This is a genomic window from Flagellimonas eckloniae (genome assembly GCF_001413955.1).
GTDB lineage: Bacteria > Bacteroidota > Bacteroidia > Flavobacteriales > Flavobacteriaceae > Flagellimonas > Flagellimonas eckloniae.
The window spans coordinates 3589949-3615484 of sequence record NZ_LCTZ01000002.1 but is presented as its reverse complement, the minus strand read 5'-3'; the positions used below and the strand labels follow the sequence as shown (position 1 = coordinate 3615484).

General features: G+C 37.5%; 24 protein-coding genes. 15 read left to right on the top strand and 9 right to left on the bottom strand.

Annotated elements, in window-relative coordinates; translation table 11 throughout:
• The first annotated feature begins 5 nt into the window (after positions 1 to 5).
• Positions 6 to 896, top strand: a complete 891-nt coding sequence (locus AAY42_RS15590) for a DUF6999 family protein (protein ID WP_055396878.1) — start codon at positions 6 to 8, stop codon at positions 894 to 896.
• 16 nt (positions 897 to 912) lie between these two features.
• Here the strand turns inward: AAY42_RS15590 and AAY42_RS15585 are convergent, their stop codons facing one another.
• Complete coding sequence (locus AAY42_RS15585) at positions 913 to 1458, bottom strand: RNA polymerase sigma factor (protein ID WP_055396876.1); 546 nt, start codon at positions 1456 to 1458, stop codon at positions 913 to 915.
• A 90-nt stretch (positions 1459 to 1548) separates the two neighbouring features.
• Here AAY42_RS15585 and AAY42_RS15580 point away from each other — a divergent pair, with 90 nt between their 5' ends.
• From AAY42_RS15580 to AAY42_RS15570, 3 genes are all read left to right on the top strand, one after another.
• Positions 1549 to 2715, top strand: a complete 1167-nt coding sequence (locus tag AAY42_RS15580) for a FecR family protein (RefSeq protein ID WP_139063749.1) — start codon at positions 1549 to 1551, stop codon at positions 2713 to 2715.
• Between the two features lie 79 nt (positions 2716 to 2794).
• Positions 2795 to 6043, top strand: coding sequence for a TonB-dependent receptor domain-containing protein (locus AAY42_RS15575; RefSeq protein ID WP_417935083.1), 3249 nt, complete (start codon positions 2795 to 2797; stop codon positions 6041 to 6043).
• A 123-nt stretch (positions 6044 to 6166) separates the two neighbouring features.
• The gene (locus tag AAY42_RS15570; protein WP_055396872.1) at positions 6167 to 7597 is read left to right on the top strand and encodes an SLC13 family permease; all 1431 of its coding nucleotides are present in this window, start codon (positions 6167 to 6169) and stop codon (positions 7595 to 7597) included.
• A gap of 75 nt (positions 7598 to 7672) precedes the next feature.
• Here AAY42_RS15570 and AAY42_RS15565 read toward each other — a convergent pair whose 3' ends face one another.
• Both AAY42_RS15565 and AAY42_RS15560 read right to left on the bottom strand, forming a co-directional pair.
• The gene (locus AAY42_RS15565) at positions 7673 to 7975 is read right to left on the bottom strand and encodes a hypothetical protein (protein WP_055396870.1); all 303 of its coding nucleotides are present in this window, start codon (positions 7973 to 7975) and stop codon (positions 7673 to 7675) included.
• 356 nt (positions 7976 to 8331) lie between these two features.
• Positions 8332 to 9066 carry a hypothetical protein gene (locus AAY42_RS15560; protein ID WP_055396868.1) on the bottom strand — a complete coding sequence of 245 codons (735 nt, stop codon included), beginning with the start codon at positions 9064 to 9066 and terminating at the stop codon, positions 8332 to 8334.
• A gap of 267 nt (positions 9067 to 9333) precedes the next feature.
• Here AAY42_RS15560 and AAY42_RS15555 point away from each other — a divergent pair, with 267 nt between their 5' ends.
• The 6 genes from AAY42_RS15555 to AAY42_RS15530 all read left to right on the top strand — a co-directional run bounded on the left by AAY42_RS15555 (position 9334) and on the right by AAY42_RS15530 (position 15207).
• On the top strand, positions 9334 to 11832 hold the full coding sequence (locus AAY42_RS15555) for a zinc-dependent metalloprotease (RefSeq protein ID WP_055396866.1): 2499 nt from the start codon (positions 9334 to 9336) through the stop codon (positions 11830 to 11832).
• A gap of 176 nt (positions 11833 to 12008) precedes the next feature.
• A complete protein-coding gene (locus AAY42_RS15550) occupies positions 12009 to 12197 on the top strand; it encodes a hypothetical protein (RefSeq protein WP_055396864.1) in 189 nt (62 codons plus the stop codon).
• Positions 12198 to 12299: 102 nt separating this feature from the next.
• A complete protein-coding gene (locus AAY42_RS15545) occupies positions 12300 to 12746 on the top strand; it encodes a hypothetical protein (protein ID WP_055396862.1) in 447 nt (148 codons plus the stop codon).
• A gap of 204 nt (positions 12747 to 12950) precedes the next feature.
• Positions 12951 to 13763, top strand: coding sequence for an SH3 domain-containing protein (locus tag AAY42_RS15540; protein WP_055396860.1), 813 nt, complete (start codon positions 12951 to 12953; stop codon positions 13761 to 13763).
• Positions 13764 to 13876: 113 nt separating this feature from the next.
• The gene (locus AAY42_RS15535; RefSeq protein WP_055396858.1) at positions 13877 to 14485 is read left to right on the top strand and encodes a hypothetical protein; all 609 of its coding nucleotides are present in this window, start codon (positions 13877 to 13879) and stop codon (positions 14483 to 14485) included.
• Positions 14482 to 15207: a DUF3307 domain-containing protein gene (locus AAY42_RS15530; RefSeq protein WP_055396856.1), complete on the top strand. Its 726-nt coding sequence runs from the start codon at positions 14482 to 14484 to the stop codon at positions 15205 to 15207. Before AAY42_RS15535 ends, AAY42_RS15530 begins: the two co-directional genes overlap by 4 nt.
• 58 nt (positions 15208 to 15265) lie before the next feature.
• Here AAY42_RS15530 and AAY42_RS15525 read toward each other — a convergent pair whose 3' ends face one another.
• The 4 genes from AAY42_RS15525 to AAY42_RS15510 all read right to left on the bottom strand — a co-directional run bounded on the left by AAY42_RS15525 (position 15266) and on the right by AAY42_RS15510 (position 17987).
• The gene (locus AAY42_RS15525; protein ID WP_055396854.1) at positions 15266 to 16102 is read right to left on the bottom strand and encodes an NmrA family NAD(P)-binding protein; all 837 of its coding nucleotides are present in this window, start codon (positions 16100 to 16102) and stop codon (positions 15266 to 15268) included.
• A 30-nt stretch (positions 16103 to 16132) separates the two neighbouring features.
• Positions 16133 to 16624, bottom strand: a complete 492-nt coding sequence (locus AAY42_RS15520; protein ID WP_055396852.1) for an anthrone oxygenase family protein — start codon at positions 16622 to 16624, stop codon at positions 16133 to 16135.
• Positions 16625 to 16648: 24 nt separating this feature from the next.
• Entirely contained in the window at positions 16649 to 17041 is a 393-nt protein-coding gene (locus AAY42_RS15515; protein ID WP_055396850.1) for a DUF5367 family protein, read from the bottom strand.
• A gap of 88 nt (positions 17042 to 17129) precedes the next feature.
• Positions 17130 to 17987, bottom strand: coding sequence for a helix-turn-helix transcriptional regulator (locus tag AAY42_RS15510; protein ID WP_055396848.1), 858 nt, complete (start codon positions 17985 to 17987; stop codon positions 17130 to 17132).
• Positions 17988 to 18055: 68 nt separating this feature from the next.
• On the opposite strand from AAY42_RS15510, the gene AAY42_RS15505 reads away from it, so the two are divergent.
• Entirely contained in the window at positions 18056 to 18472 is a 417-nt protein-coding gene (locus AAY42_RS15505) for a VOC family protein (protein ID WP_055396846.1), read from the top strand.
• 43 nt (positions 18473 to 18515) lie between these two features.
• On the opposite strand, the gene AAY42_RS15500 is transcribed toward AAY42_RS15505, so the two are convergent.
• Together AAY42_RS15500 and AAY42_RS15495 are read right to left on the bottom strand one after the other, a co-directional pair.
• Entirely contained in the window at positions 18516 to 19073 is a 558-nt protein-coding gene (locus AAY42_RS15500) for an FMN-binding protein (protein WP_055396844.1), read from the bottom strand.
• Positions 19054 to 19977: a DUF6607 family protein gene (locus tag AAY42_RS15495; protein WP_055396842.1), complete on the bottom strand. Its 924-nt coding sequence runs from the start codon at positions 19975 to 19977 to the stop codon at positions 19054 to 19056. Before AAY42_RS15495 ends, AAY42_RS15500 begins: the two co-directional genes overlap by 20 nt.
• 103 nt (positions 19978 to 20080) lie before the next feature.
• Here AAY42_RS15495 and AAY42_RS15490 point away from each other — a divergent pair, with 103 nt between their 5' ends.
• The 4 genes from AAY42_RS15490 to AAY42_RS15475 all read left to right on the top strand — a co-directional run bounded on the left by AAY42_RS15490 (position 20081) and on the right by AAY42_RS15475 (position 25421).
• Positions 20081 to 22246: a TonB-dependent receptor plug domain-containing protein gene (locus AAY42_RS15490; protein WP_055396840.1), complete on the top strand. Its 2166-nt coding sequence runs from the start codon at positions 20081 to 20083 to the stop codon at positions 22244 to 22246.
• Between the two features lie 4 nt (positions 22247 to 22250).
• Entirely contained in the window at positions 22251 to 23792 is a 1542-nt protein-coding gene (locus AAY42_RS15485; RefSeq protein ID WP_055396838.1) for an HmuY family protein, read from the top strand.
• An 18-nt stretch (positions 23793 to 23810) separates the two neighbouring features.
• On the top strand, positions 23811 to 24257 hold the full coding sequence (locus tag AAY42_RS15480) for a DoxX family membrane protein (RefSeq protein ID WP_055396837.1): 447 nt from the start codon (positions 23811 to 23813) through the stop codon (positions 24255 to 24257).
• 96 nt (positions 24258 to 24353) lie between these two features.
• On the top strand, positions 24354 to 25421 hold the full coding sequence (locus AAY42_RS15475; protein WP_055396835.1) for an adenylate/guanylate cyclase domain-containing protein: 1068 nt from the start codon (positions 24354 to 24356) through the stop codon (positions 25419 to 25421).
• Positions 25422 to 25536: the final 115 nt, after the last annotated feature.

Below are 25536 nucleotides of genomic sequence, written 5' to 3'. Positions count from 1 at the left end.
CGGCCATGGACAATCAATTTGACATAAGAAATCATGATACCAGAGACCCGAATCCCTGGTTAGCTATGTATTTGGACAGCAGTATCCCCATAAATACGTTGACCAAGCAGGCCTTAATGCGGGATAACAATAGTAGATCTACACGATATTTTCTTCCCTTCATCAAGTTTTGGTCAAAAATATCGATGTTCTTTATCCATATTTTCAAGTTTTTCTTTCCCAAATTTTTCAATTCATCCAAAGCACTTCACCGTATATTAGCTTGGGGATTGAAGCGTTTTGTAAGCCCAGATGCCAACCTGCTGATTTTTCGTCATTTTCATGCAGGAAGCGAGATTTTGGAATTCATTGCCAAAAATGTAGATGGCATTCAAGTAACAACAAGCCCTTTAAAACCATACGATTTTGATGGTGTAAAAGATGATCTTTTCTTAAATCATGATTTAAACTTATATAATTTCGTAATTAAACTGAACAGTGAGCTGAAGGAAAAAGGTCTGGGAATTCACAAACAAAAAAACCTGAATCTGGATATGATTTCCGAAAATCAGTTTAACCATATCCAATTTCCAAAGAAATGGACAAACGTTTTGGACCTTAGATCTGCAATCGAATTATTTACCCCCTTTTATCAATTGTTTCTTACCGCAAATGACTTTGTCAGGGCTTCAAATTCATTGCAATTGGACGAAACTGTTGCCATTTACACCACACAAATATTAGGAACGCCTGGTCATTTAGGCTTGGTAAACAACAAACATCCCATGGTGCCAACTTCAACATATACCGCTGCTTATCGATTGGTTTTACACGGCTTGGCGACCGAAACTTTACATGAAATCTTGGTCAACATTAAGCTTGATAAGTCCAAAGACGGTGTGGTGACTCCAGCCTAAATATTCATTGAAAAGATTATAACATTAGCATGGAAGCGTTCTCTCTAATTATGCGGAGCGCCTTTGACATTTGATTTTCGACAGTTTTAATGGATATACCCATATCTTCAGCTATTTCACGGTATTTGCGACGCTCTAACTTGTTCATAATAAAAATCTCTTTGCATTTAGGAGGAAGTTTGTCAAGCAATTCGTCAAGTTTTAGTCGGGCTGTTTTAGGATAAACATCATCTTCCTGTTTTTCGAAATAACTATTGTAGATGGTATCCCATCGGATTTTATCCAAAAGATCTGGTTGCTTCTTCTCTCTTCTTACATGCATTAAAAATTGATTGTGGCAAGATTTAAAGAGGTAGCTCTTTATAGAGCTCTTAATATTGATTTGATTTCTTTTCTCCCAAATCCTCACCATCACATCTTGCACTATATCCTTCGAAAGATTCCTGTTCCCTGAAAGTTTAAAAATATAGTTACAAAGCCAATCATAGTAATGATCAAAAAGATATTCATAAGCATGAATATCTCCCTGCTTCAATTTCCCAATAAGTATTGGATCCTCCATAGGTCAGTAAAACTGATTAAAAGTAAAAAAATAAAATTAATAGGGGTTTTTTGATCATTCTGCATCATTAGTTTATAACAAGTGCTAAAAATGCAAGATATAAATGTTTTAATTGAAAAGTTCCTAGCGCGGACCATTTCAATAAATGAGCGAAAAATACTCAAAAAATGGGTGCTCCAAAACAAAGAAAATTTGGAGTTTTTTAAAGGTGAAATTCGAAAACGTTCCGAAGGAACCTTGTACCACCATTTTGATGAGAGCCAAGCTTTTGAATCGTTTTTGACAACAATCAATAAGAAGCAGTCCCATAAAATGAGATACAATGCTATACTTAAGTACGCTGCAATCTTTATTGGATTAATGTCTTTGGGCTATTTGGCATTTCAAATAAATAATTCTCCTTCATCTCAAATGGATACGATCACCAGCACAGGAAATACAGGAAAAGAAAACAACATTATCATTTCACTTGCGGATGGCACCCAACAAATCATTTCTTCCACGGGTGAAACCTTGCTCACAGATAAAAATGGAAAGACCGTGGCCAGAAAAAAAGGTCAAGGTCTTGATTTTAGACAACAGGATCCACAGAATTCACAAAATCTGGTTTTTAACGAGATTTATGTCCCCTATGGCCAAACCTTTACGATTACCCTATCTGACGGAACCAAAGTATGGTTGAATGCAGGTACCCGTCTACGGTTTCCACAAAACTTAAACACGATCTCCCAAAACAGAGTGGTTTATTTGGATGGAGAAGCTTATTTTGATGTTACCAAGGATGAGAAAAGACCGTTTATTGTAAATGCACAGAACATAGATATAAAAGTACTTGGCACCCAGTTCAATGTTACCGCCTACGAATCGGATGACAATATTGCCACCACTTTGGTTGAAGGTTCTGTAAATGTTTACGAAAACTCCAACCCTGATGCAAAAGTTCTACTCCGCCCCAATTACCAGACAGCATTTATTAGAAGTAGTGGAGCCTTTTCAACCCAAAAGGTAGATACCAGAATATTCACCAGTTGGATGGAGCATAAACTAATCATTGACAATTTGACCTTTGACCAGATTCTTAAAAAACTGGAAAGAGCCCATAATGTTATCATCGTCAACAACGCTTTGCATTTAAAAAACGAAGTATATAAGGGAGAGTTTGATAACGAACGTATTGAGAATATTCTCAACATCATTGCATCGAGTACACCATTTAACTATACAATTGAAAACAATGTAATCACAATTTCAAAATAGAAAGGGAAGGTGTTGCTGCACCTCCCCTAATATCAGATCGCTAACAAGGATAATTACTAACAATCAAACATGTAAAATTATGAAAAAAAGCATGGTTTCGGGGTCGTTTCGTTTTCAAATGCCCCACATTAAACCCAATTGGAAAATGAGATTAAGTTTTTTACTTACTTTCTTTATTATTTGCCAGCTTACTGCGAACACTATGTATTCGCAGAAAAAGGTACGCTTTGATTTTGAAAATGTACCTATGAAACAAATCTTGAACGAAATCAAAAATCAGTCAGGATTTAAGTTCTTCTATAACGTTAATGAGATTGACGATAACAAAAAAATCTCTTTAAAAGCCTCTGATGAGCAGATATTCAGGGTTTTGGACAGACTTGCTCTTCAAGAAAGGTTACAATATGCAATCAATGGAAATCAAATTGTCCTCAAAAAAAATGTTGCTGAAAATGTTGAGGACTCAAAAGAAAAAGAACAGCAAGAGATTCGCGGTTCTGTAAAGGACGAAGGTGGAAATCCATTGCCCGGAACCAACATTCTGGTAAAAGGCACCACAAATGGAACCCAGGTGGATTTTGATGGAAATTTCATCCTTGAGGTTGCTGACAACAACGCAATTCTTGTCGTTTCCTATCTCGGTTTCAAAACCGCTGAAATATCTGTCAACGGACAAACAGTCATTGATATCATTCTTGTCGAGGACGCTGCAAGATTAGAGGACGTTGTGGTAGTGGGATCTAGAAATCCCAATCGAACCGCAACGGAAACTACGGTTCCCGTTGATGTGATTGATGTTGAGACAATAGCAAACCAAGGTCCACAGGTTAGTGTAACCCAAATTTTGAACTATGTTGCCCCTTCTTTCACATCACAATCACAGACAGTCTCCGATGGAACAGATCATATTGACCCAGCTTCACTTCGTGGGTTAGGTCCAGATCAAGTGCTTGTATTAATCAACGGAAAAAGAAGACATACTACCGCATTAATCAATGTAAACGGTACAGTGGGTGCTGGAAGCGTAGGGACGGATATGAATTCCATTCCAGCTGCAGCCATTCAGCGTATTGAAGTTCTAAGGGATGGAGCGGCTGCCCAATATGGTTCCGATGCCATTGCCGGGGTCATCAATATAGTGCTGAAAAAATCTACTGGAAAATTGGACCTCTCATTGACCACAGGTGCTAATTTCAGTGAAAACAGTAATCAATTTGATGGAGGAAGTGATGGAGAAAAATTTCAATTGGATGCCAACTACGGACTACCAATTGGAGATAACGGGTATATTAACTTTACAGGTTCACTTTCTACGCGGGAACCGGCATTACGAAACAAAGACTATGCTGGAGATATCTTTCAGGGATTTCATGGTGCTGAGCGAGTTTTTGCTGCAGGAGGAGGTGTTGTGGCAGACATGACGCTTCAAGATTATGCAAATGCAGCTCAAGGTATTAGCTATTTGGACCAGACAGTAAAAGATGAAATAGCTGGCCTTAACCTTAATGATGCAACTGATGTTGATACTTTTCGAGGTTTGCTTGGCTTTGATGCAGATGAGGATGAACTTGCAGCTAGAGGACTCACCCGAGAAGATTTTAGGTTTAAGGTCGGAACCTCACGACTCAGGGAAGGGAAGTTTTTTGCTAATATGTCCATTCCAGTTTCAGAAACAACAGAAATTTACGGTTTTGGTGGGATAAGCTATCGCCAAGGATTGGCTTCTGGTTTCTATCGCAGACCTGCGCAGGGTGATGGTCGAGCCAATACACCTGCATTTCCAAATGGTTTTTTACCTAACATTGGAACCGATATTTTGGATCAGTCGTTAGCAATTGGAATACGAGGCAAGGTCAATGAATGGGATGTTGATTTTTCCAATACCTACGGTAGAAACACCTTTGATATTACCGTGGGCAATTCAAGCAACGGAACCCTAGGTGTAGCCACCCCACGTTCATTCGATGCCGGTGGTCTAGGGTTTTCCCAAAACACTACTAACCTGGATTTCAACAGGTTCTATGAGGACATTTTTGAAGGTTTCAATGCTGCCTTTGGTGCAGAGTACAAGGTTGAAAAATATGAGATTATCGCAGGAGAAGAATCATCATATACCAGTTACGATATTAATGGAAACCCTGTTACCAGTGTTACTCCAGATGACCAATTGGTGGTGAATAATTTCACTGGGGCTCCTTTAGGTGGGGGTGCACAAGTTTTTAGAGGGTATGATCCAGGAAATGCCACTGAAAAATTCAGAAATAATATTTCACTTTATGCGGATTTTGAAGCAGATTTTACTAAAAACTGGCTATTGAGCCTAGCGGGAAGATATGAGAACTATTCAGATTTTGGGAGCACGTTCAATTATAAACTTGCCACACGAATAAAGTTATCTGAGAATCTTGCTTTGAGGGCTGCAAGTAGTTCTGGTTTTAGGGCACCTTCACTCCATCAACAATTTTTTAGCCGGACCAGTACCGTATTTGTGGACAATGTTCCCTTTGAACAAGGAACCTTTACTAATGACAGTAGGGCGGCTTCATTAATAGGGATAGACAAGCTGCGGGAAGAGACTTCAAACAGTTTCAGTGCGGGTCTCACGGCAAAGTTTGGCGATTTTACCATTACTGTCGATGGTTATCTTATCAATATAGATGATCGCATTGTATATAGTGGGAGTTTTGGAAACGGTGGTGACCCCGAACTCACTGGAATTTTTGAGTCGGCGGGTGCAACAAGTGCGCGTTTCTTTGTTAACGCCATAGATACTAAATCCTCAGGTTTGGATATTGTGCTTTCACATAAGGCCAACTTGGGAGATGTTATTTTAAAAAATGATTTTGCAGCCACATTCAACAAAACAGAGGTAGAGAACATATTTGTTCCTGAATTAATTGAAAATGCAGGACTAAGCGGTTCGTTCTTTGATGGACAGGAAGAGGCTTTTTTAACGCTGGCCCAACCTAGGACTAAACTCAATCTTACGAATTTGATTTCTTATAATTCCTGGGATTTTATGTTGAGAAACGTATATTTTGGTGAAGTAACGGATCCAGATGATTTTAATGGAGATGCACGCGTAGAAGGAACTACCGTGAGCGATGATGCCATTTATGCTGGTAAATTGGTTACGGACCTTACGGTAACCAAAACTTTTACTGAAAACCTTTCACTTACGGTTGGCGCAAATAACCTTTTAGATGTATACCCAGATGAAAACCGGGAAGGTGGAACCTCTGGAAATCAGTTTGTGTACTCCAGGAGAACCTCACAATTTGGATATAGCGGCCGATATCTGTTCGCAAGATTAAGATTTAGCTTGTAGTTTGCTCATTAATGTTTTGAATTAAGTGAGTTATGTTTATTGTGAAAACCTTCCTGTAGTGGGAAGGTTTTTTCATTTGTGTAAAGACGTTATCTTTAACTTTTTTGAACGTTAATTTTGCGAATGGAAAAATCCAAAATTGCTGGACTCATTCTAGGTCCAATTGCCTTTTTAATACTATCCAATCTACCATTTGAATTAGTTTCCCAAAAAGGAGACCCTGTTATAGCCGTAGCAATATGGATGCTTATCTGGTGGATTACTGAAGCTGTTTCTATTTCCGTAACCGCACTTTTACCTCTATTGCTTTTTCCACTACTTAAAATATTACCCATTGCAGAAGTAGGAGCCAATTACGGCAGCCCAATTGTTTTTTTATTTTTTGGGGGATTTGTCATGGCCTTGGCTCTTGAAAAAGTAAACTTGCACAAGCGTATTGCGTTAAATATAATACGCCTTACAGGCACTACACCAAACAAGGTAATCCTTGGTTTTATGATTGCCACGGCATCCCTCAGCATGTGGATTAGCAATACGGCGAGTACCGTAGTCATGCTGCCTATTGCACTGTCTGTTATCAATTTATTGATAAACGATGAAGATGGTTTTACAAAAAATGATAAAAATTTTGCATTGAGCGTCATGCTTGGTATAGCATTTTCCGCAAATGCAGGTGGAATAGCTACGGTCATAGGCACTCCGCCAAACTCGGTTTTGATAGGCCTGCTTGAAAGTCAGTATAACACCGAAATTTCTTTTTTAAAATGGATGACCCTTGGGCTTCCATTTTCAATAGTCATGGTTGGCATTTGTTATTTGGTTTTGGTAAAATGGATGTTTCCCAATAGGGATTTACAATTCAATGCTTCAAAAAAAATTATTCAAACAGAACTTCAGAAACTTGGGCCTACCTCGGGAAAGGAAAAAATGGTTTTGGCCATTTTTGGGGTTACGGTGTTTCTCTGGATTTTTAGGACCCTGATCAACGGCATATTCCCCAATCTTGGACTTTCAGATACCATGATCAGTATATTTGCCGCTATAGCATTTTTTGCCATTCCCTACAACGTAAAAAAAGGAGATTTCATTATTAAATGGAAGGATACATCTAAATTAGCCTGGGGTATTTTGATTCTTTTTGGTGGCGGACTCGCCCTTGCCAAGGGAATGTCTACCAGTGGAATTGTGGATATGGTCGCTAATGCTATAGCCGCAAGTGAGATTAGCATTTTACTCACGGCTTCTTTATTGATATTGTTGATGTTGTTTATGACAGAACTCATGAGCAATGTAGCACTGGTTGCCGTTTTGGCTCCAGTAGTCGCTGGTATTGCCATTGGACTTGATATTCCAATACTTTATTTATTGATTCCCGTGACCATTGCAAGTAGCTGTGCTTTTATGCTTCCTATGGCAACCCCTCCCAATGCCATTGTATTTGCTAGTGGCTATGTGAAGATTCCTCAAATGGCCAGAGTTGGCATTATTTTAAACCTTATTGCAGTAGGGCTGTTGATCTTGGTATTCCAATTTGTTCTTCCCTTTCTATTCTAAAACTAAATAGCCCCTCCAAAAGGAGAGGCTATTGACAAACTAACTAACTCAAAAAATAGTATAAAACTAAACTAACTACTGTATGTAAGGATCAAAATCTTCTGGCAAATAGCCAACTGTTTCAAATCCTAAATCAATCTCATCACAAACATCAACAAAGTTGACAGATTCAATAGAGATTATAGTGCTATATGGATCAAAGTTTTCTGGTAGATATCTTGCAGTATCAAACCCTAATTCCAAATCTTGGTCTTCTTCTATAAATACAATATTATTTATGTCAAAATCCATTTTCGGCATATTTGGTTTTGCTGCATTAATCGTTGCAGAAATCAATATCATTCCTAGTGCGGTCAACAAATAACTCCTGTATTTCATAACTGTTGTTTTTTAATTTATAACAAAGATAAAACCCACAAATGAGGGGATTATTGCAATTAATTTTTTATTAACTAATGTGAAAAAAGTGAGTAAGAAAGAATCGTCAAGTCTGGCATTTAATCATTGAAAAAACTTCAGCCAATGACAGTTTAACTTGTCAGATTGATAGTGTTAAAACGGTTTTATTGCCATTTACACTTAGTCGATTTTTGTGTTATATTTTTGTTAATCACCTTTATCCGATGAATTTACTAGGCAAATTAAATTTCTAGGCATTGGAAAAGCCCTCTTTCGGAGGGCTTTTCATAACTAACTAACTCAAAAATTTGTAAAATGAAAACTAAAACATCCTACTAGTTTGTCCCTAAATAAGGGTCAAAATTTTCAGGTAGATACTTGGTTGTATCAAAACCTATGTTTATTTCTTCATCCTCAATAAAATTAATCGAGGCTATTCCCAAAACATCAGAGTAAGGATCAAATCCTTCAGGAAGGGAATAGGTAGCATTTAAGCCTAATTCCAACTCTAGATCTTCCTCTATATATGGAATGGTATTTAAATCCACATACATTTCATAGGGAGAAAATCCTTCAGGAAGATAATCTGATGTGTCGAATCCCAAATTTAGATCCTCTTCCTCTATATAATTAATGGAATGTACATCCACAATCTCGCTATACGGGTCAAAATGACTTGGTAAGTACCATTTGGTTTCAAAACCTAGGCCAGATTCAACTTCGTCTTCGACATATATAATGGAATTCAAATCAAAATACATTTTATAAGGATTAAAACCCTCTGGAAGATAATCGGATGTGTTAAAACCCAAATCTATCACAGAGTCTTCCTCTATAAATTCTATTTCGTTCAAATTTAACTCGTAGAGCCCTTCATTTATGTCTCTAGACAGATTTGAAGTTGCTTCATTTACCTCAGCATTGATGTTCAATACTGTAAAACTGTTCTCAAACGTATCGGCAGTTTCCTTTTGGGTTTCTACAACAGTTGTTGCCGTACTTTGTTGGTCTTCTACTACGGCGGGACTACCTAAGAGTACCCATCCGTAAATCATTAATAACTTGTTCATTTTTGATTGAATTTTTTGATTGATGTAATATGCTTATAAGACTATCCTAATTTTAAATTGTTACAGCTTTTTTGATTTTTTTTAGAAAAATTCATTTGCGCTCAGCCCAAGTATAGGTGGGATTTCAGCGGAAAGTACCAGTAAAACGCAATACTCCCAAAGATTAGTCTTCGTTAGAAAAAAATGAAGAGTTAGTATTTATTTAACAGTCGATTTTCCCGTTTTTTAGGTTCTTTGAATCCATCGATTGAATCAAATTGACTTAAAATGACTCAAAAATTACTACTCAAAACTTGTGCTATTCTATTTTTATTGGGCTCTTTTCAAAATACTGAAGCCCAACTTTTCAAAAAAAAGGAGAAAAAAACTAATCAGGAAAAAGATTCCAAACCTAAAAAAGGAGATATTCAACCTTATGGTAAGGTAATTACCAAAGAAGCCAAAACTGATGGGGGTCTATTCAAAGTTCATCAGGTAGATGACAAGTATTATTATGAAATTTCGGATTCCCTGTTGAACAGAGAAATGTTAATGGTGAGCAGGATTTCCAAAACGGCAACAGGAATTGGTTTTGGAGGCGGAAAAATCAACACCCAAGTATTGCGCTGGGAGAAAAAACAAAAGAAAATATTACTTCGGGTAGTTTCCTATGGTAATGTTGCCGCAGATTCCTTACCTGTTCACGAAGCAGTGGTCAATTCAAATTTTGAACCGGTTCTTTTTGCATTCGATATAAAAGCATTCAATAAAAAAGACTCCTTAAACCCAGCTACTGTTATTGAAATTAATCCAATGTTCACCAAAGATGTAAATGCAATCGGGATGCCTGAGTTTTATCGTAAAAGATATAAGGTAAGCAGGTTGGATGCAGATCGTAGTTATATTGAATCCATAAAAAGTTATCCTTTAAACATAGAGGCACGTCATGTAAAAACCTATGTTGCAAAAGAACCTCCAAGTAATCAAAGTTTGGGATCCATTTCAATAGAAATCAATAATTCCATGATTCTTTTGCCAAAAGAACCCATGAAACGCCGCTACTTTGATGAGCGTGTGGGCTGGTTTGCAAGAGGACAAGTAGATTATGGCCTGGATGCCCAGGAAAGCAAAACTGTTCGGTATTTGGATCGCTGGAGATTGGAAGTTAAAGAGGAAGACGTTGAAAAGTACAATGCCGGTGAATTGGTGGAGCCTAAAAAGCCTATTATCTATTATGTAGACCGTGCCACACCAAAAAAGTGGATTCCTTTTATAAAACAGGGTATTGAAGATTGGCAAGTTGCCTTTGAGGCCGCCGGATTTAAAAATGCAATTTTGGCCAAAGATCCCCCAACAAAAGAAGAAGATCCAGAATGGTCTCCGGAAGATGTACGCTATTCCGTTGTTCGCTATTTGGCCTCTCCTATCCCCAATGCCAACGGACCTCATGTAAGTGACCCCCGTAGTGGTGAAATTTTAGAATCCGATATTAACTGGTACCATAATGTTATGACCTTATTGCGCAACTGGTACTTTGTGCAAACCGCTGCCATAAACCCTGAAGCGCGTGGTGTAGCTTTTAAGGATGAAATCATGGGGCGTTTGATTCGATTTGTTTCCGCACACGAAGTTGGACATACTCTTGGGTTACCCCATAATATGGGAAGCAGTGTTGCTTATCCTGTAGACTCCCTTCGTTCCAAGGAATTTACCCAAAAATATGGCACAGCACCTTCCATAATGGATTATGCAAGATTCAATTATGTGGCGCAACCTGGTGACGAAGGTGTGGCCTTAATGCCCAATATTGGTGTTTATGACAAACATGCCATACGATGGGGGTATAAACCTATTTTAAATGTATCTGCCAAAGATGAGAAGCCCATTTTGAACGATTGGATCCGTGCCCATGAAAATGATCCAATGTATCGTTTTGGGCATCAACAAGTAGGTGATATACATGATCCCAGCTCACAAACCGAGGATTTAGGAGATGATGCCATTAAAGCTAGTCTTTATGGTATTGAAAATTTAAAAAGAATAATTCCCAGTTTAAATGAATGGACCACAGAAGACGGAAAGAACTATGACGATCTAAAAACTTTATATGGCCAGGTTATAGCCCAATACAGAAGGTATATGGGTCATGTGTCCAATAATATAGGTGGTGTTTACGAACATCATAAAACCGCTGACCAAGAGGGTGCCGTCTACACCCACGTGGATAAAGACCATCAAAAAAAATGTATGGCATTTATAAATGAACAGCTTTTCAAAACACCTGAATGGCTGATTGATCAAGAAATTTTTAATAAAATCCAATACTCGGGTTCAATAGAACAAATTAGGGCTACTCAGGAAAATTATTTAAAAACCATTTTACAATTGGGCAAATTGGCTAGAATTATAGAAAATGAAACCATCAATGGGAATAAAGCGTATGGCCTATTGGAAATGACAGGTGATTTACGCAAAGGAATCTGGTCTGAAACCCGCAATGGAAAACCAATTGATACCTATAGAAGAAATCTTCAAAAAGCCCATATAGATCGCTTGGAATATTTAATGACCGCTGAAAACCAGAAAAAACTATCCAGCGTTGGAGGTTATCGCAAATCAACGGCAATCAATACCAGTCAATCTGATATTCGTTCCGTTGCCAGGGCCGAGCTCAATAATCTTAAAAGGGACATTAGAAATGGATTGGGTAGAATTTCGGATCAAATGAGCAGGTATCATCTTCAGGATGCTTTGGAGCGTATTAATTTGATTTTGAATCCTAAATAGGAGCTTTTAAATTGTAGGAATTTACCATGTTATTTTGGAGTTTTTGGACAAACCATGTATTTTGTCGATTACACTTTGCTTTTAAGCGGATACACATCTAAAAAGAGATGTTACACAACATATCGCGGAGATTGCAAGATGGTTTCTTTACATTAGTAGTCCCAAATTTTAGTAACATGACCTACAAAATCAAAAGTCTTATCTATTTGTCCTGTTTTGTAGTTGCCTCCTTTATCTATTATGGCATTGAACAGGAAGACAAATTCCAAAATCAAATTTTGTCCGAAGAACTAGTCGAAACAGAATTTGAAGATGATTTGGAATCAGAAAAACTTCAAGAGGAAATATTGAACCAACAAGAGTAGGTTTACCAATCGTATTGTTAAAGACTTCACAAATGATTTATTGGTTTTAAACCATTGGACATTCCTTATGTCCAAATGTTAAATCATTAAAAGTTTAAACATATGAAACGATTAGTAGTAGTATTGGTCTTATTGGCCACAGTTGGAGCCATAGCTCAAAAAAGAGATAATCAAAGAATTGGTAAAGGACAAAAAGCTGATTTGTCAGTAGAACAGCTTGCCACATTGCAAACAAAAAAACTGACACTTGTACTGGATTTAACTTCCGAACAGCAAAGACAGGTCATGGAAATCAATTTGGAGGAAGCCGAAATGCGAAAAGAAAAATTTGCTGAAAGAAAGGCTAAAAAAGAAAGCGGTGAAGTTAAAAAACCAACCGCTGATGAACGATTTGAAATGCAGAGTGCAAGATTGGACCATCAAATTGCACAACAGCAAAAGATGAAAGAGGTATTGAACGAAGAGCAGTACCAAATCTGGAAAAAGTTAAAGCTGAGAAAAGCTGAAAACGGTAAAAAGAAAATGCAGGAGAAAGGAAGAAGAGGATAATGTTTTTTGTTGATTTTAGAAGCCACGCCGGCCATGGACGTGGCTTCTTCTTTTTTAATTTATCCTAAAAACGGCACCCTCTCTTAAAATCATCATCTTGTTATCACATACTTCCCAAGTGTATTGCGGTAAACTATTTTGCTATTTTATACCGTATATACCTTAACCTCCCTAAGAACTGTCTTAATCCTAAAATAAATACAGATGAAAGCAGTTTTTTATATCACGATTCTATTTACTCTATTTTCCATTACCTCTAACTTTGCCCAACGTTTACATTGTCCAGGTGATGAATGTTCTTTTCAACCTGGAGATCAGGTCTATTTATTTGGCAATGATGTCAAGTTAAGAGCTACACCCAATACAGAATCCAAAGTTCTGGAACTCCTTAAAATTGGGGAATGGGTCGAAATCATTGAAAAAACAGATTTCTCATGGCCCTATAATGGTTTTGACTCCCCTTTTTACAAAGTAAAATACGATACTTTGACCGGGTATATTTTGGGTGGATTACTCTCCTTGGAAAGGAAAACCATGGATGGAACCAATTACTTTTTTGCCTATTCCAAAAATAACGATGCCCTTTTTTTGAACATTAGAAATATTAAGGATGGGCAATATCTTGAACAAAAAATTCCTTTGGACAATTCAAACATCAGTATTAAAACTCATTCCGGAAAAGGGCTCCCAAATCTAGATGGAATTTTATTAATTGATTATTTTGGAGAAGCCTGTGGTGTTGAAAGCGGTGGGGTTTACCTTTTTTCATATAAAAACCAATTGCAGAAGGTTGCTGAGTTTTCTCAAATTTCAGATGCAGGTATCTTCTATCGTTACGAAAAATTCATATTTCCCGATGATGACGGAGGTATTCCAGAAAAAATACTCTTTAAAAAAGAGCAAAAGCAATATTTGGATGAAGAAACACTTTGGACACAAACTACTATGGAAACCAGACAGCTAACTTGGGCAAACGGACAATTGACACCTGATTATAGAGATAAATCCTCAGATTAAGTATTCGCTTTTATTGGGAAACTAAAAATATACGTCATTTTACCGATATTCTTAATTATCGGCTATTTTACCGATATTTTGAATTATCGGCTATTTTACCGATATTTGTGCTTATGGATAGAACTATAGCTATCATAACTGGAGACATTATCAATTCTAGAAAGGCAACACCAGAGGTTTGGCTGCCTTATCTAAAAAAGGCATTGAACACCTATGGCAAGGAACCTTTACAATGGGAGATCTATCGTGGCGATAGCTTTCAATTGGAAACTTCCCCAGAAAAAGCACTGGAAGCGGCTATCCATATCAAATCGTGTCTAAAGCAAAAAAAAGGGATAGACGTAAGAATGGGCATAGGCCTTGGAGAAAAAGAATATAGCTCAGAAAAAATAACCGAATCCAATGGTTCGGCATTCATTCGCTCAGGAGAATGCTTTGAAAACTTAAAAAAACAGACCCTGGCATTAAAATCCGGTTCAGAAAGTTTTGATACTCCCATCAATCTCATGTTACAACTTGCATCACTGAGTATGGACAATTGGTTGCCTGCTACTTCCCGAATTGTAAAAACTGCCTTGGAACATCCCAAAGCCAATCAAAAAGAGCTAGCCGCATCTTTGGAAAAATCGCAAAGCAATATTAGCGAAGCATTGATAAGAGCTGGATTTGACGAAGTCCAAAAATTAATTCAATTTTACAAAACCCAACTCACACAATTATGACGCTACTTGCCCTAAAATTAATACTGGCTCATTTTATTGGCGATTTTGTATTGCAGCCCGGTCATTGGGTAGACGACAAACTTGAAAAAAAGTGGAAATCAAAATACCTTTACTGGCATATTGGCGTCCATTTAATAGCCCTTTTGGTTCTACTGCAATTTCAACACTTTGGACTCATTGCAATTATCATTGTAACACATTATTTGATTGACTTGGGAAAACTGGCTTTTAGCACCAAAAAAAATTACCGGTGGTTATTTGTGGTGGATCAAATACTGCATTTATCTGTAATTGTAGCAATTGTTTATTGGATAACTCCTTTTGAACTGGACTTCCAAAACATATTTGGACAAGAAAATCTCTTGCTGATTACCTTTCTGGTATTTGTTACCTACGTTTCAGGAATTATCATGCGAATGCTATTGGCTCCTTACATTGAAGAGATTGTAAAGGACGATGACCCAAAAGAAGGGGGATCTTTGAAAAATGCCGGAAAGTATATTGGCATGTTGGAGCGACTTTTTGTGTTTGGATTTATTATGATTGGCCAATGGGCAGCTATTGGGCTATTGATTGCTGCAAAATCTGTCTTTCGGTTCGGAGATTTAAACAAGGGCAAGAATAGAAAGCTTACTGAATATGTTCTTATTGGTACTTTACTAAGCTTTGGATTAGCCATTTTAGCCGGTCTTACTTATGATTATCTAGCTGAAATTTCATAAAAAAACAGGCAGACCAGCTATATGGTCTGCCCTAAAGTTCCAAACATTTGGTTTGGATTTATACATGAACTTTTTGATTCCATATTCCCGTTGCAGCAGTTTCTCTAACATAATCAGAAAAATCTTTGGGTTTTCTTCCCAAGACCTCTTCAATACCATGTGTAATCACCTGATTATTATCATTACCCAAAACTTCAGTAAATAAGTAATTAATCAACCAAATATAATCTGAAGGAATTCCATGTTCTTCCATCATTTTGGTATATGCCGGCAAGGAGATAGCGGTAAATTGGATATCCCTTCCAGTAGCCTCTGCTATCTCATGTACCACGTCTTTAAAAGTCAAAAATCTAGAACCTGTCAACTCATAAATTCTTCCATTATGCCTTTCGTTCAACAATACATCCACAGCTACATCCGCAATATCTTCGGCATCAACATAAGGAACTTTCACCTTGTCTTGGGGAAGAGCCACATGACCTGCTAAAATAGGCTCTAGAAAAAAGCTTTCACTAAAATTTTGATTAAACCAACTGGCACGTATAACGGTATAGTCTAAACCAGAATTTATCACCAATTGCTCACAACGTTCCGCTTCAATTTCTCCCTTACCGGAAAGGAGGACTAATTTTTGAATTCCCTTCTCTTTGGCTACTTTGACAAATGCCTCGATCGCTTCTTTGGCTCCAGGGACCGCCAAATCTGGTTGATAGGTAATGTACACCCTTTCAATACCCTCTAATACTGTGGGCCAACCTGCGGGTTTGTCCCAATCAAAGGCTGGATTTTCCGATCGTGAACCAATGCGTACATTGTGTCCTTTTTGAGTCAATCGTTCTGCAACACGTCTTCCCGTTTTTCCTTTTCCTCCCAATACTAAAATGTTTTTTTTCATAATGCTTGTTTTTGATATTTATATTATTGTTTACTTGTTTATTCCAGCGATGATCAACATCGCAAATGAGATGATCGCACTTATAATTCGAATTGTATGAAAACGATTCCAAGGGTTTTCAAATCTTCTGCGTAGTATTTGTAATTCCTCAAGACTACTTCCCGCCAAATCTGTTTTGTTCAATAACTGATTGAGAGGTATATTTCCTATTATAGTTACCAGAATCACACCAAAAAAGTAGATGCCAACTGCTATCAAAATCATCCAAAAATGAGTAGACGAAATAGCTCTATTTGTAACTATGCTAGCGATTCCTATAAAAAATGACCCGATGAAAATCACAAAAAACAAAGGGTTTTCTATGCTACGATTCATTTTCTGAAAAGATTGTAAATAGCCAAGATTATCCAATTGTCCAATGCCAGGAGTTACAGCGTTTCCCCATGTAAAACATAGTCCTGCAACCAACCCAAAACACAAGGTGGTGGCGAAAAGTGTAAGATTGCCCATTGAAATTTCCATGGTGTATAGTTTTAATCGGTTATACTATTTTTTGTTTTTTACGTAGACCTTCACGTACCAATACAATATGGCCACAGCAATGAACTCAAAGGCTATCACCCAGAATCCGATATCAGTATAAAAGCCATAGTAACTGCCTCCATTTGGTATAATCAAAAAAGGAACAGTGATAATGGCATCTAAAACTGCGCTGGTTAAAAACAGTGCTAGTCCAACACTATATCCATTGGTATTCCTATCCTCATTATAGTATAGCCAACATCCTACCCAGACCAGCGGTAGTACTGCTATAAATAAAACCATATTGGCTTGTTGTTCGGGATTTTCTATAACTGGAACATAAAATGACAGAGTATATAGACTTACCCCAAAAATCCAAATCAATGTCCCAATTGCAATTACCCTAAAAATTTTCATGACTGTTCGTTTTTAATTATAGAGCAAAACTAGAACAGCCCGTATGGGAAGATTTGTTCAAGAAGGAGGAAGATTTGTTCGAAAAGTATTATGATTTGATTTCGCTGGGGCGAAAACCAAATTTTTTGGCGAAGGCATTGGAAAAAGAGCTCAAACTATCGTATCCAACATGCCATGCCGCTTCTTGTACGGTGGCATCTTTATTCCGAATGAGATCATGGGCCATTGTCATACGTTCATTTTGTAAGTATTTGAAAACTGGCACCCCAAAGAGCTCTTTGAAATCCTTTTTGAGTTTAAAGGTATTAAGTCCAATTTTTCGGGAAAGCTCTGTGAGTGAAGGAGGCGTATCCAGATTCTGGGAAAGTATTTCTTTGGCCTCATATAATTTTTCCCGTTCAACACTTTTAATTCCTTGATCTTTTAAAGTGGATAATTGCCAAAAAAAATGAGATAACAATGCTGTTATTTGGCTTCGGAAAAACATCATTTTCGCCTTCCCTTCATAGGAATTGTTAAAAATGCCATCGACAATATGTTGCATCTCCGGTGTCATAAAAAATCGGGGGCCTTCCACATAATGGTCGGAAGGGTTCACCAGTTGCTCCAGCAGTTCAGTAAAAAGTTCTCCCTCATCATTTGGCAATTTTTGCAAGTTTTTGGGAGAAGTGGCAATTACGATACATTGCAAAGGTTTTATTGAGGAAACGGTATGTACGCATTCAACGGTTTCATCTGCGTAAAAAGAAAGCGCGAGTCCCTTGGTATTTTCATATTCCTTCTCTTTGCCCGCATACTTCATGGCTAAATGGACATTGCCGGAACCATATAGTGCTACCGCAATCAAAGGCTCATCAAAACTGCACGAATCAACTATGACAGTCTTAGAATTTGCTTCCTCTACCAAAATGGTAAAATCATTAATGTCCAGTATATCCCTAACCATATGTATCTTATCGATATGAATAAAAGTACTTATTTTGTGCTAATTCTTTATGTTTTCAATTGTAGCCCATGAAACCACCATTCAACACCTATAAACCAGACGGATTTCATACAGTAAATGCTTACTTGTTTGTATCCGAACCGCAGAAGCTAATCGATTTTTTACAAAAGGCTTTCTATGCAGAAGAACAAAACCGCTCTATAGATGAAGAGACTGGAGACATTGGAAATGTTATTCTAAAAATTGGAGATAGTTGTTTTATGATCAGTCAGGCCAGAGGTGAGTTCGAAAATATGCGAACCGCTTTTTATCTCTATGTTAAAGATGTGGATACAATATATCAAAATGCATTGAAATATGGGGCAACTAGTGTTTTTGAACCGGCAGACATGGATTATGAAGATCGTCAAGGTGGTATTACCGACCCAGTGGGAAATTATTGGTGGATTTCAAAACGATTGGTAGAAAAAGGATATAAGGACTAATATAAATTCTCCCGTTCTTTGATTGCTTTTTGGGTACTATATTTTACAAAATTCCTTCAGACTTCAATATTCCTACACTTTTGAGCACATCATTCACCGCCTTGGTCATTGATTTGGCGGAAATTGTTGCCCCTGCAATGGCATCAACATCCTCTCCATAGCGTATTACCCTATCAACTCCCATACCAATAAACTGCTTTAACCATCGCTGACTCCCTATTTGTCTACCATGGTTTTCGCGATAGATCAATACTTTAGATTTTTTTATGCTTAAATCTGTATTGAACAGCACCACATAATCAAAAACATCTTTCATACTAGGAGCCTCTCCCAGATAGGCGTAACCAATTAGCTTTTCATTTTGCACTACCTTAAAAAAATTCTCGCCACCAAGTTCAATAGCGGTTTTGCCGTTCAAACTAGAACTAATGGAAACTAAATCCAACGAAAATTCTTCAACTTCAAAGGTGGTTTGAACCGCCGAATTTAGTTTCTCCTGAAGGCGCGGAGAAATCTTATTTACGGAAAAACTAAAAAACAAAAGGGCCATGCAACACACGGCCCCAATGTAAATTCCATTCTTACTTTCCTTCTGAAGCATCTGAAGTTTCTTTGGTTAATACAAACTTTGAAATAACCTCGTTTATTTTGGCATTATCGGCACCCGCTTTCTCTAACGGATAAAAATGCATGAATAATGGCTTTTCATCCACTTTTTTGGCAAGTGTCAAATCCCCTTCACGATTATATACTTCATCCCATGCAGTTCTAACATTTGCCCAAAAACCATTATGGGATGCCCACCAATCTTTAGCCAATTTACATTTTTCATCAGCTACTTTTGTATACGTGTTCATCCCCTTTTCTTGAGCTAAAAGAAGATCTTCTTCACCATCTGCGCGAACTACTTTATCATTATCCTGCTCATGGAGCCAACCGTATTCCGTAATTTCCTGACGATTACCACGAAGCATAACATTGTAGTCCTTTCTCTTGGTATATTCCCTTCGCGGTAGGGGTGAATCCGTTTTGTTCTCCCAGTAATGTTTCCCATCGGCATGAATCCAAGTTGCAGAACCAGAATAACGCGGACTATCATCCACTTGAAACACTTTCTGGGTCCATTGGCCCTTTACTTCTTCTGCCGGTAAAGTTTTAAATACCCAATTATTGTCTTTGTCATAATGGAACACTTTTTGGTTTTCATATTCCCAGTCCTGCCGCCAATGCTTAATGACCATACTATCGTTGACCACCAACAAATGTTGAATAGAAATTTTATTCTCTTCATCCACTATAGGTAAAGCCAATTCTAGAGCACCCGCCGTGTAATCCATCTTTTTTTCGTAATCAATTTCAGGAGCAAAGGTCTCGGTGTACTTAAATGTAATTTCATAACAGCCACACATATCTTTTATGGCCTGTCTGTCAAGTTCTTTTTTTTCTTGCGCGCCCAACAAGGCAAACACAAAACTAAAGGAGATTAAAAATGCTACATTCTTCATTTTAAAAGTATTGTTTTCTGGATTTAAAAAAAAATAAAAAATTACTTATTATTATTTAGACTGATTTAAAATAAGATATATATTTGCGACAAATTTAAATGGAATGAGTCTAAATAAAAATTATATTCTCTTTTATTTTTTATTTTTTTTTAGTGTTGTAGGATTCTCTCAAGAAAACTACACAAAGGAAAATGATTCCATTTCCATAAAGAAATTGGACGAAGTTGTGGTGACAGGTGAAAGCAAAGTTATGTCACTAAGCAAAAAGCTGTTTGCTGTTCAAGTTCTAGATCAAACAGATATTGCTAAAGTTGCTGGCAATAATTTAGCAGATGTTCTTACCTATAGCTTAAACATTACCATTACCCCTGACCCATCTACCGGCAGGTCTACAGTTAACATGTTCGGGTTAGACGGACAATATGTAAAAGTACTGCTAGATGGAATTCCTATGGCTAGCGATAATGGAGTTGGAAATAACATAGATATTACCCAGATAAACCTTGAAGATGTTGAAAGAGTAGAAATAGTGGAAGGTTCGATGGGTGTGCTCTATGGGGACAATGCAGTAGCTGGAGTTATCAATATTGTAACCAAACGCGGTTTAGAAGGAGATAAAGCTTGGCAGATACAACTTGCTGTTCAAGAAGAGACTGTAGGAAGTGAGTATGAATTTTTTGATGAGGGTAGGCATATCCAAAATTTTAAAATCAGTAATCGGCTAAATGATAAAGTCTCATACTCAATTGGTGCTTCCAGAAATGATTATGCAGGGTTTTATAATGGATTTAGAGGTAAAGATTACGTCAATATTGAAGATAATGTAGTCGTTAATGATGGATTAAGAGGAACCGAATGGAGCCCTAAAGAACAACTAACCGCATATGGCAATCTAAATCTTTCTCTAGGAAAACATATGTTTCTCTACAAACTACAATATTATGACGAAGCTGTAACCGTATATGACCGTAATGTAATTGGCAGGCTGGATAGTGGAACCGGGTTGGTAAATCCAACTGCTCTGGATGAGCTTTTTGAAACTGATAGGTTTGTAAATAATCTTACAGTATCAGGACCTATAAATGGGTTGACAACCTATAACTTTTTCTTTTCACAACAAAACCAGAAACGTTACTATCAGCAGTATGTATACAATATTCTACAGCAGGGTATAGAGTCTTATATCACAGATGACTTAAGCCAATCCAGTGAGATATGGTACTCCAAAGGTTTTGTAAGCAACATTGTTCCAAAATCCAATTTTTTTAATCTACAACTAGGTTACGAGTTCACTCATCAGTCAGGTTTTGACGCAATTGCCACGGGCGAGTACTCTAATGATGTCGTTAAAAACACCCTGGAAAATTATGATTTCTTCGGGGTAGCTGATTTCAACCTAACAGATAAACTCTCCATATACCCCGGAGCACGACTAACCAACAACTCACAATTTGGAAACAAACTCATATGGTCACTTTCATCAACTTATAATTTCAATGAAACTTTGAAGTTAAAGGCAGTATTTGGTTCCGCATTCAGGGCTCCTAATTTTGAAGAACTTTTCTTCTATTTCGTTGATGCCAACCATAATGTGCAAGGCAATCCAAACCTTCAACCAGAGGACGGAATTTCCATTTTCCTAAATCTTGAAAATACATTTAAACTTAGTGATACTGGGTTTTTAAAATCTGCCATAAAAGCATACTACTTTGATATTAACGAAAAAATAGCCAGTGTAGTTGTATCTGATGAAAATGATAGAAGCCTTTTCACTTTTGCAAATGTGGACTATTCCAAAATTTTAGGTTTTTCATGGGAAAACAATGTGAAAGTGGGGAATTGGCAAGTAGGTTTAGGAGGTACCTATATGGGAGAGTCCACTGAAATTAGTACATCCGAAGCCAATAACAACGATTATCTATGGAGCTTTAACCTACAATCCACACTTGGGTACACCCTTCCATCTCTAAACACAACGTTCTCTACCCAACTAAAATATACCGGAAAAACACAGGTTATTTTGGATGGTATTGATGGTTTGGTTGTGGGTCAAACCGATGATTTTACATGGATGGATGCTTCTATAAAAACCAATATAACCAAGGATTTGGGAATTACCCTTGGTGCTCGAAACATCTTCAATATCGTTACCGTTAATGCCTCCGATGTGCCTTCGGGTGCGCATAGTTCCTCTGCTGTTTCCAGCAGACTGTTCGGTAACGGAAGGTCCTATTTTTTTAAACTCTCATATAATTTAAACTTTAATTAAAGTCATGAAAAAAACCATTTTTTTAAAAGTAATTTTGTTTTTGTTTGTTCTAAGCTCATGTAGTGATGATGACACCAAAGACTTGATAGATTTCACTGTATCTTTTGGTAGTGATACTATTAGCACGGCCGAAGAGGATACTACGAAAGAAATCACCCTTACCTTCTCTAGGGCAGCTACTGAGGCAGGAACCATTTCAGTTTCCTATTCTGGAATAAATGCGGAATACGGAACAGATTTCACAACAGCGCCCGTTGGCAGTTCGGGTACAATTTCTGTTCCTGTGAGCGTTGGAGACTTAGGTTCAACCATAACATTCACCAAATTATTAGACCCTATTGAGGGCACCACAAAATCTCTTGTTTTCTCTATTGATGGTTTTGATGTAACTGATTGGACTACCGGCTCAACCTCATCTTCAACAGTTAGTTTTTCGCCAATTGCTGCCTTAAGTGGTATCATCGATTTAGAAACTGGAGGCTCTAACATGCCAAATCAAGTATATTTCGATTTTAGTACAGGGGTGCAAACTCCGGTTAAAAGGGATACTTGGGAAATTGCTTTATATAATGGGGCAGAAAACAGAGTCTATCTTAATTCAGCTATGTTAGTATCCGCAGCAGAACTATCTGGCATTACTGATATTCTTTCTGTTACTGAAGAAACTGATTTAACCACTCCATTGGAATTAAATGCCCTAGACCCTATGACATTCCAACCTACCACGGTAACTGTGAATACTATTGAAGAACTGCTCCAAGGTCTTCCTATAGGGTATTTCCAATATGGTGATATTGATGAAGGTATTGTCTTTACAGATAGCTGGCAAGGAGATTTGGAAGGAACTGCCTTTGCAGAAATTTCCACCACAGCTGATGAAAACAATATATATATTGTCAGCTTGGGTAGTGCAATTCCAACAGAATCAGCAGATCCGGGAAGCATCAGCACAACTGGTGACCATAGAGGTTTTATGAAAGTTAGGATATTAAGTGATGGTAATAGTTATACCATTCAATACGCGGCCCTTGATGAGACTACTAATTATTCTGAGATAACTGTACCCAAGAACTCTAGTCACCTATTGTCCGCCTTTAGTTTGACAGATGGACAAAGTGTAAGTGTAGAACCAGCCGGTGATGAATGGGATATCAATTTTAGCGGAGTGTTCTCTTATTATGGCTATCAAGGATCATTAATTGCAGGATTGACCTATTCCGATTATGCAGTACATAATACTTTAGGTGGTGTTGGGCTCTACCAGGTAACTACGTATGAAAAAGATTCAGATGGAGTAGTAACAGAATTTGATGTTCCTTCCTACTCAAATTTTACTATTGGAGACATAGAGGAGTCCTCTTTGGTATATGATGATCGATCAATAATCGGTAGTGGTTGGAGAGATGCATTTGGAGGAATACTCAAAGACGATAGATATTATGTGCTTAAGGATGCAGCAGGAAACTATTACAAAATGATGTTTACGGCTTATGTGAGCAGTGAAGGAGAAAGGGGCAACGCCCAGTTTACTTATGAGCGACTGTAAGTACTTAAATAGAATAAAATGAGCGTAACAAATATTATTTTTATAATTCTCAGACTGTTTTTGGGCGGTTTTATGATTTATGGTGGAATCCAAAAATTCCAAAAACCAATTCCAGCTCCCATTGAAGTGGTCGAAAAAGCGGAGAAGTTTAAGGCACCTGAAAAAGAAAGCACACTCCAGAAGATTTTGTACATCAGTGGGGCAAAACAGACCGGGTATTTTTGGCAATTGTTGGGTATTTGCGAACTGTTTTTCGGATTGCTGATATTACTACAGGGAAGCAGTTTTGTTGGGGCAGTTTTCTTGTTGCCCATAACTCTTCACATCTTTTTGTTCCATCTGTTTTTAGAGGCTGATGAACTTGGTGAACTTATACAAACGGGAGGTTTATTTATTGCCAACATCGCTTTAGTATTAAAAGAAAAATCCAAGTGGAAACACTTGCTTTGGATAAAACCGATTTAGTTTGGTTTAGTTGCAGTTAGTTTGGTAGGAAATCGGGGCATTGCCCCGATTTTTCTTTTTTTGGCCTAATTTCTTCAAAAAGGATACCTTTAAAGTGTGATTGCTTTCTTATCCAAATTACTTAATAAACGTAGGTGGCGCATCATCCGATTTTATATTGTTGGATGGTCCTTGGCATTTGTTTTTTTGGCAATTGTTCGCGGTGTCGGTACTGAAGAACAGGGGCAGTTAAAATTCGATTTCAAATCAAGTATGATCATTGGTCTCACAATGGGACCAATCTTGGGTGTTATTTCAGGGATTGCTTCCATTTGGGCGGAGAAAAATATTTATCGAAAGCTTAGCATTGGAAGACTCTTATTGCTAAGGACCATGTATACCTTTTTATTCATCATTGCGATGACTTTTGTAGCATATGGGGTCTACCAATTTTATTTTGGCACAGAAATAAGCCTGCTCACCTTTGCTTTTGATGCCGGTAGTGGTGCCATATACTTTTACATATGGATAACTGACTCTTTTCTGACCATACTCCGACAAGTAAACCTCATGTTGGGAGAGGGGAACCTTTTAAAATTGATACGTGGTAAATTCTATACCCCACGGGAAGAAGCTCGAATCTTTATGTTTTTAGACCTACAGTCTTCCACGGAATTGGCAGAACGTCTTGGGCATGTTAATTATAGCATGTTGGTACAAGATTGCTTTAACGATTTAGGCATTGTTGTTGAGAATGATGCTGAAATATATCAATATGTAGGTGATGAAGCTGTCCTTACCTGGAAATTAAAAGAAGGGCTCCAAAATGAAAATTGCCTTAAGGCCTACTATAATTTCACTCAATTACTTTTGAAAAAACACGAGCATTACCAAAAAAAATACGCCTGCACACCATTTTTTAAAGCGGGCCTGCATGCGGGAACAGTTACCGTTACAGAAGTAGGAAAATACAAAAAGGAAATCGCTTACCATGGTGATACCATAAATACCGCTGCAAGAATTCAAGGCCAATGCAATAGTTTAAAGAGCGAATTATTGATATCTGAAAGCCTTAAAAACCAATTATCCTCTTCTAATTTTATGTATAACCCTATGGGAAGCATTCCCCTTAAAGGAAAAAAAGACAATGTGGCGGTTTGTGCGGTTTCCCAACTAACAGAATAATACTAGCCATCTAGACTTTCTGAAGAAAAAATGGAAACAAAAATTTACTGCTTGAGATTTCTAAATATGATTTCCTTCCTCACCTCAAAATGACTATTTTTCAACTTGAAATTAT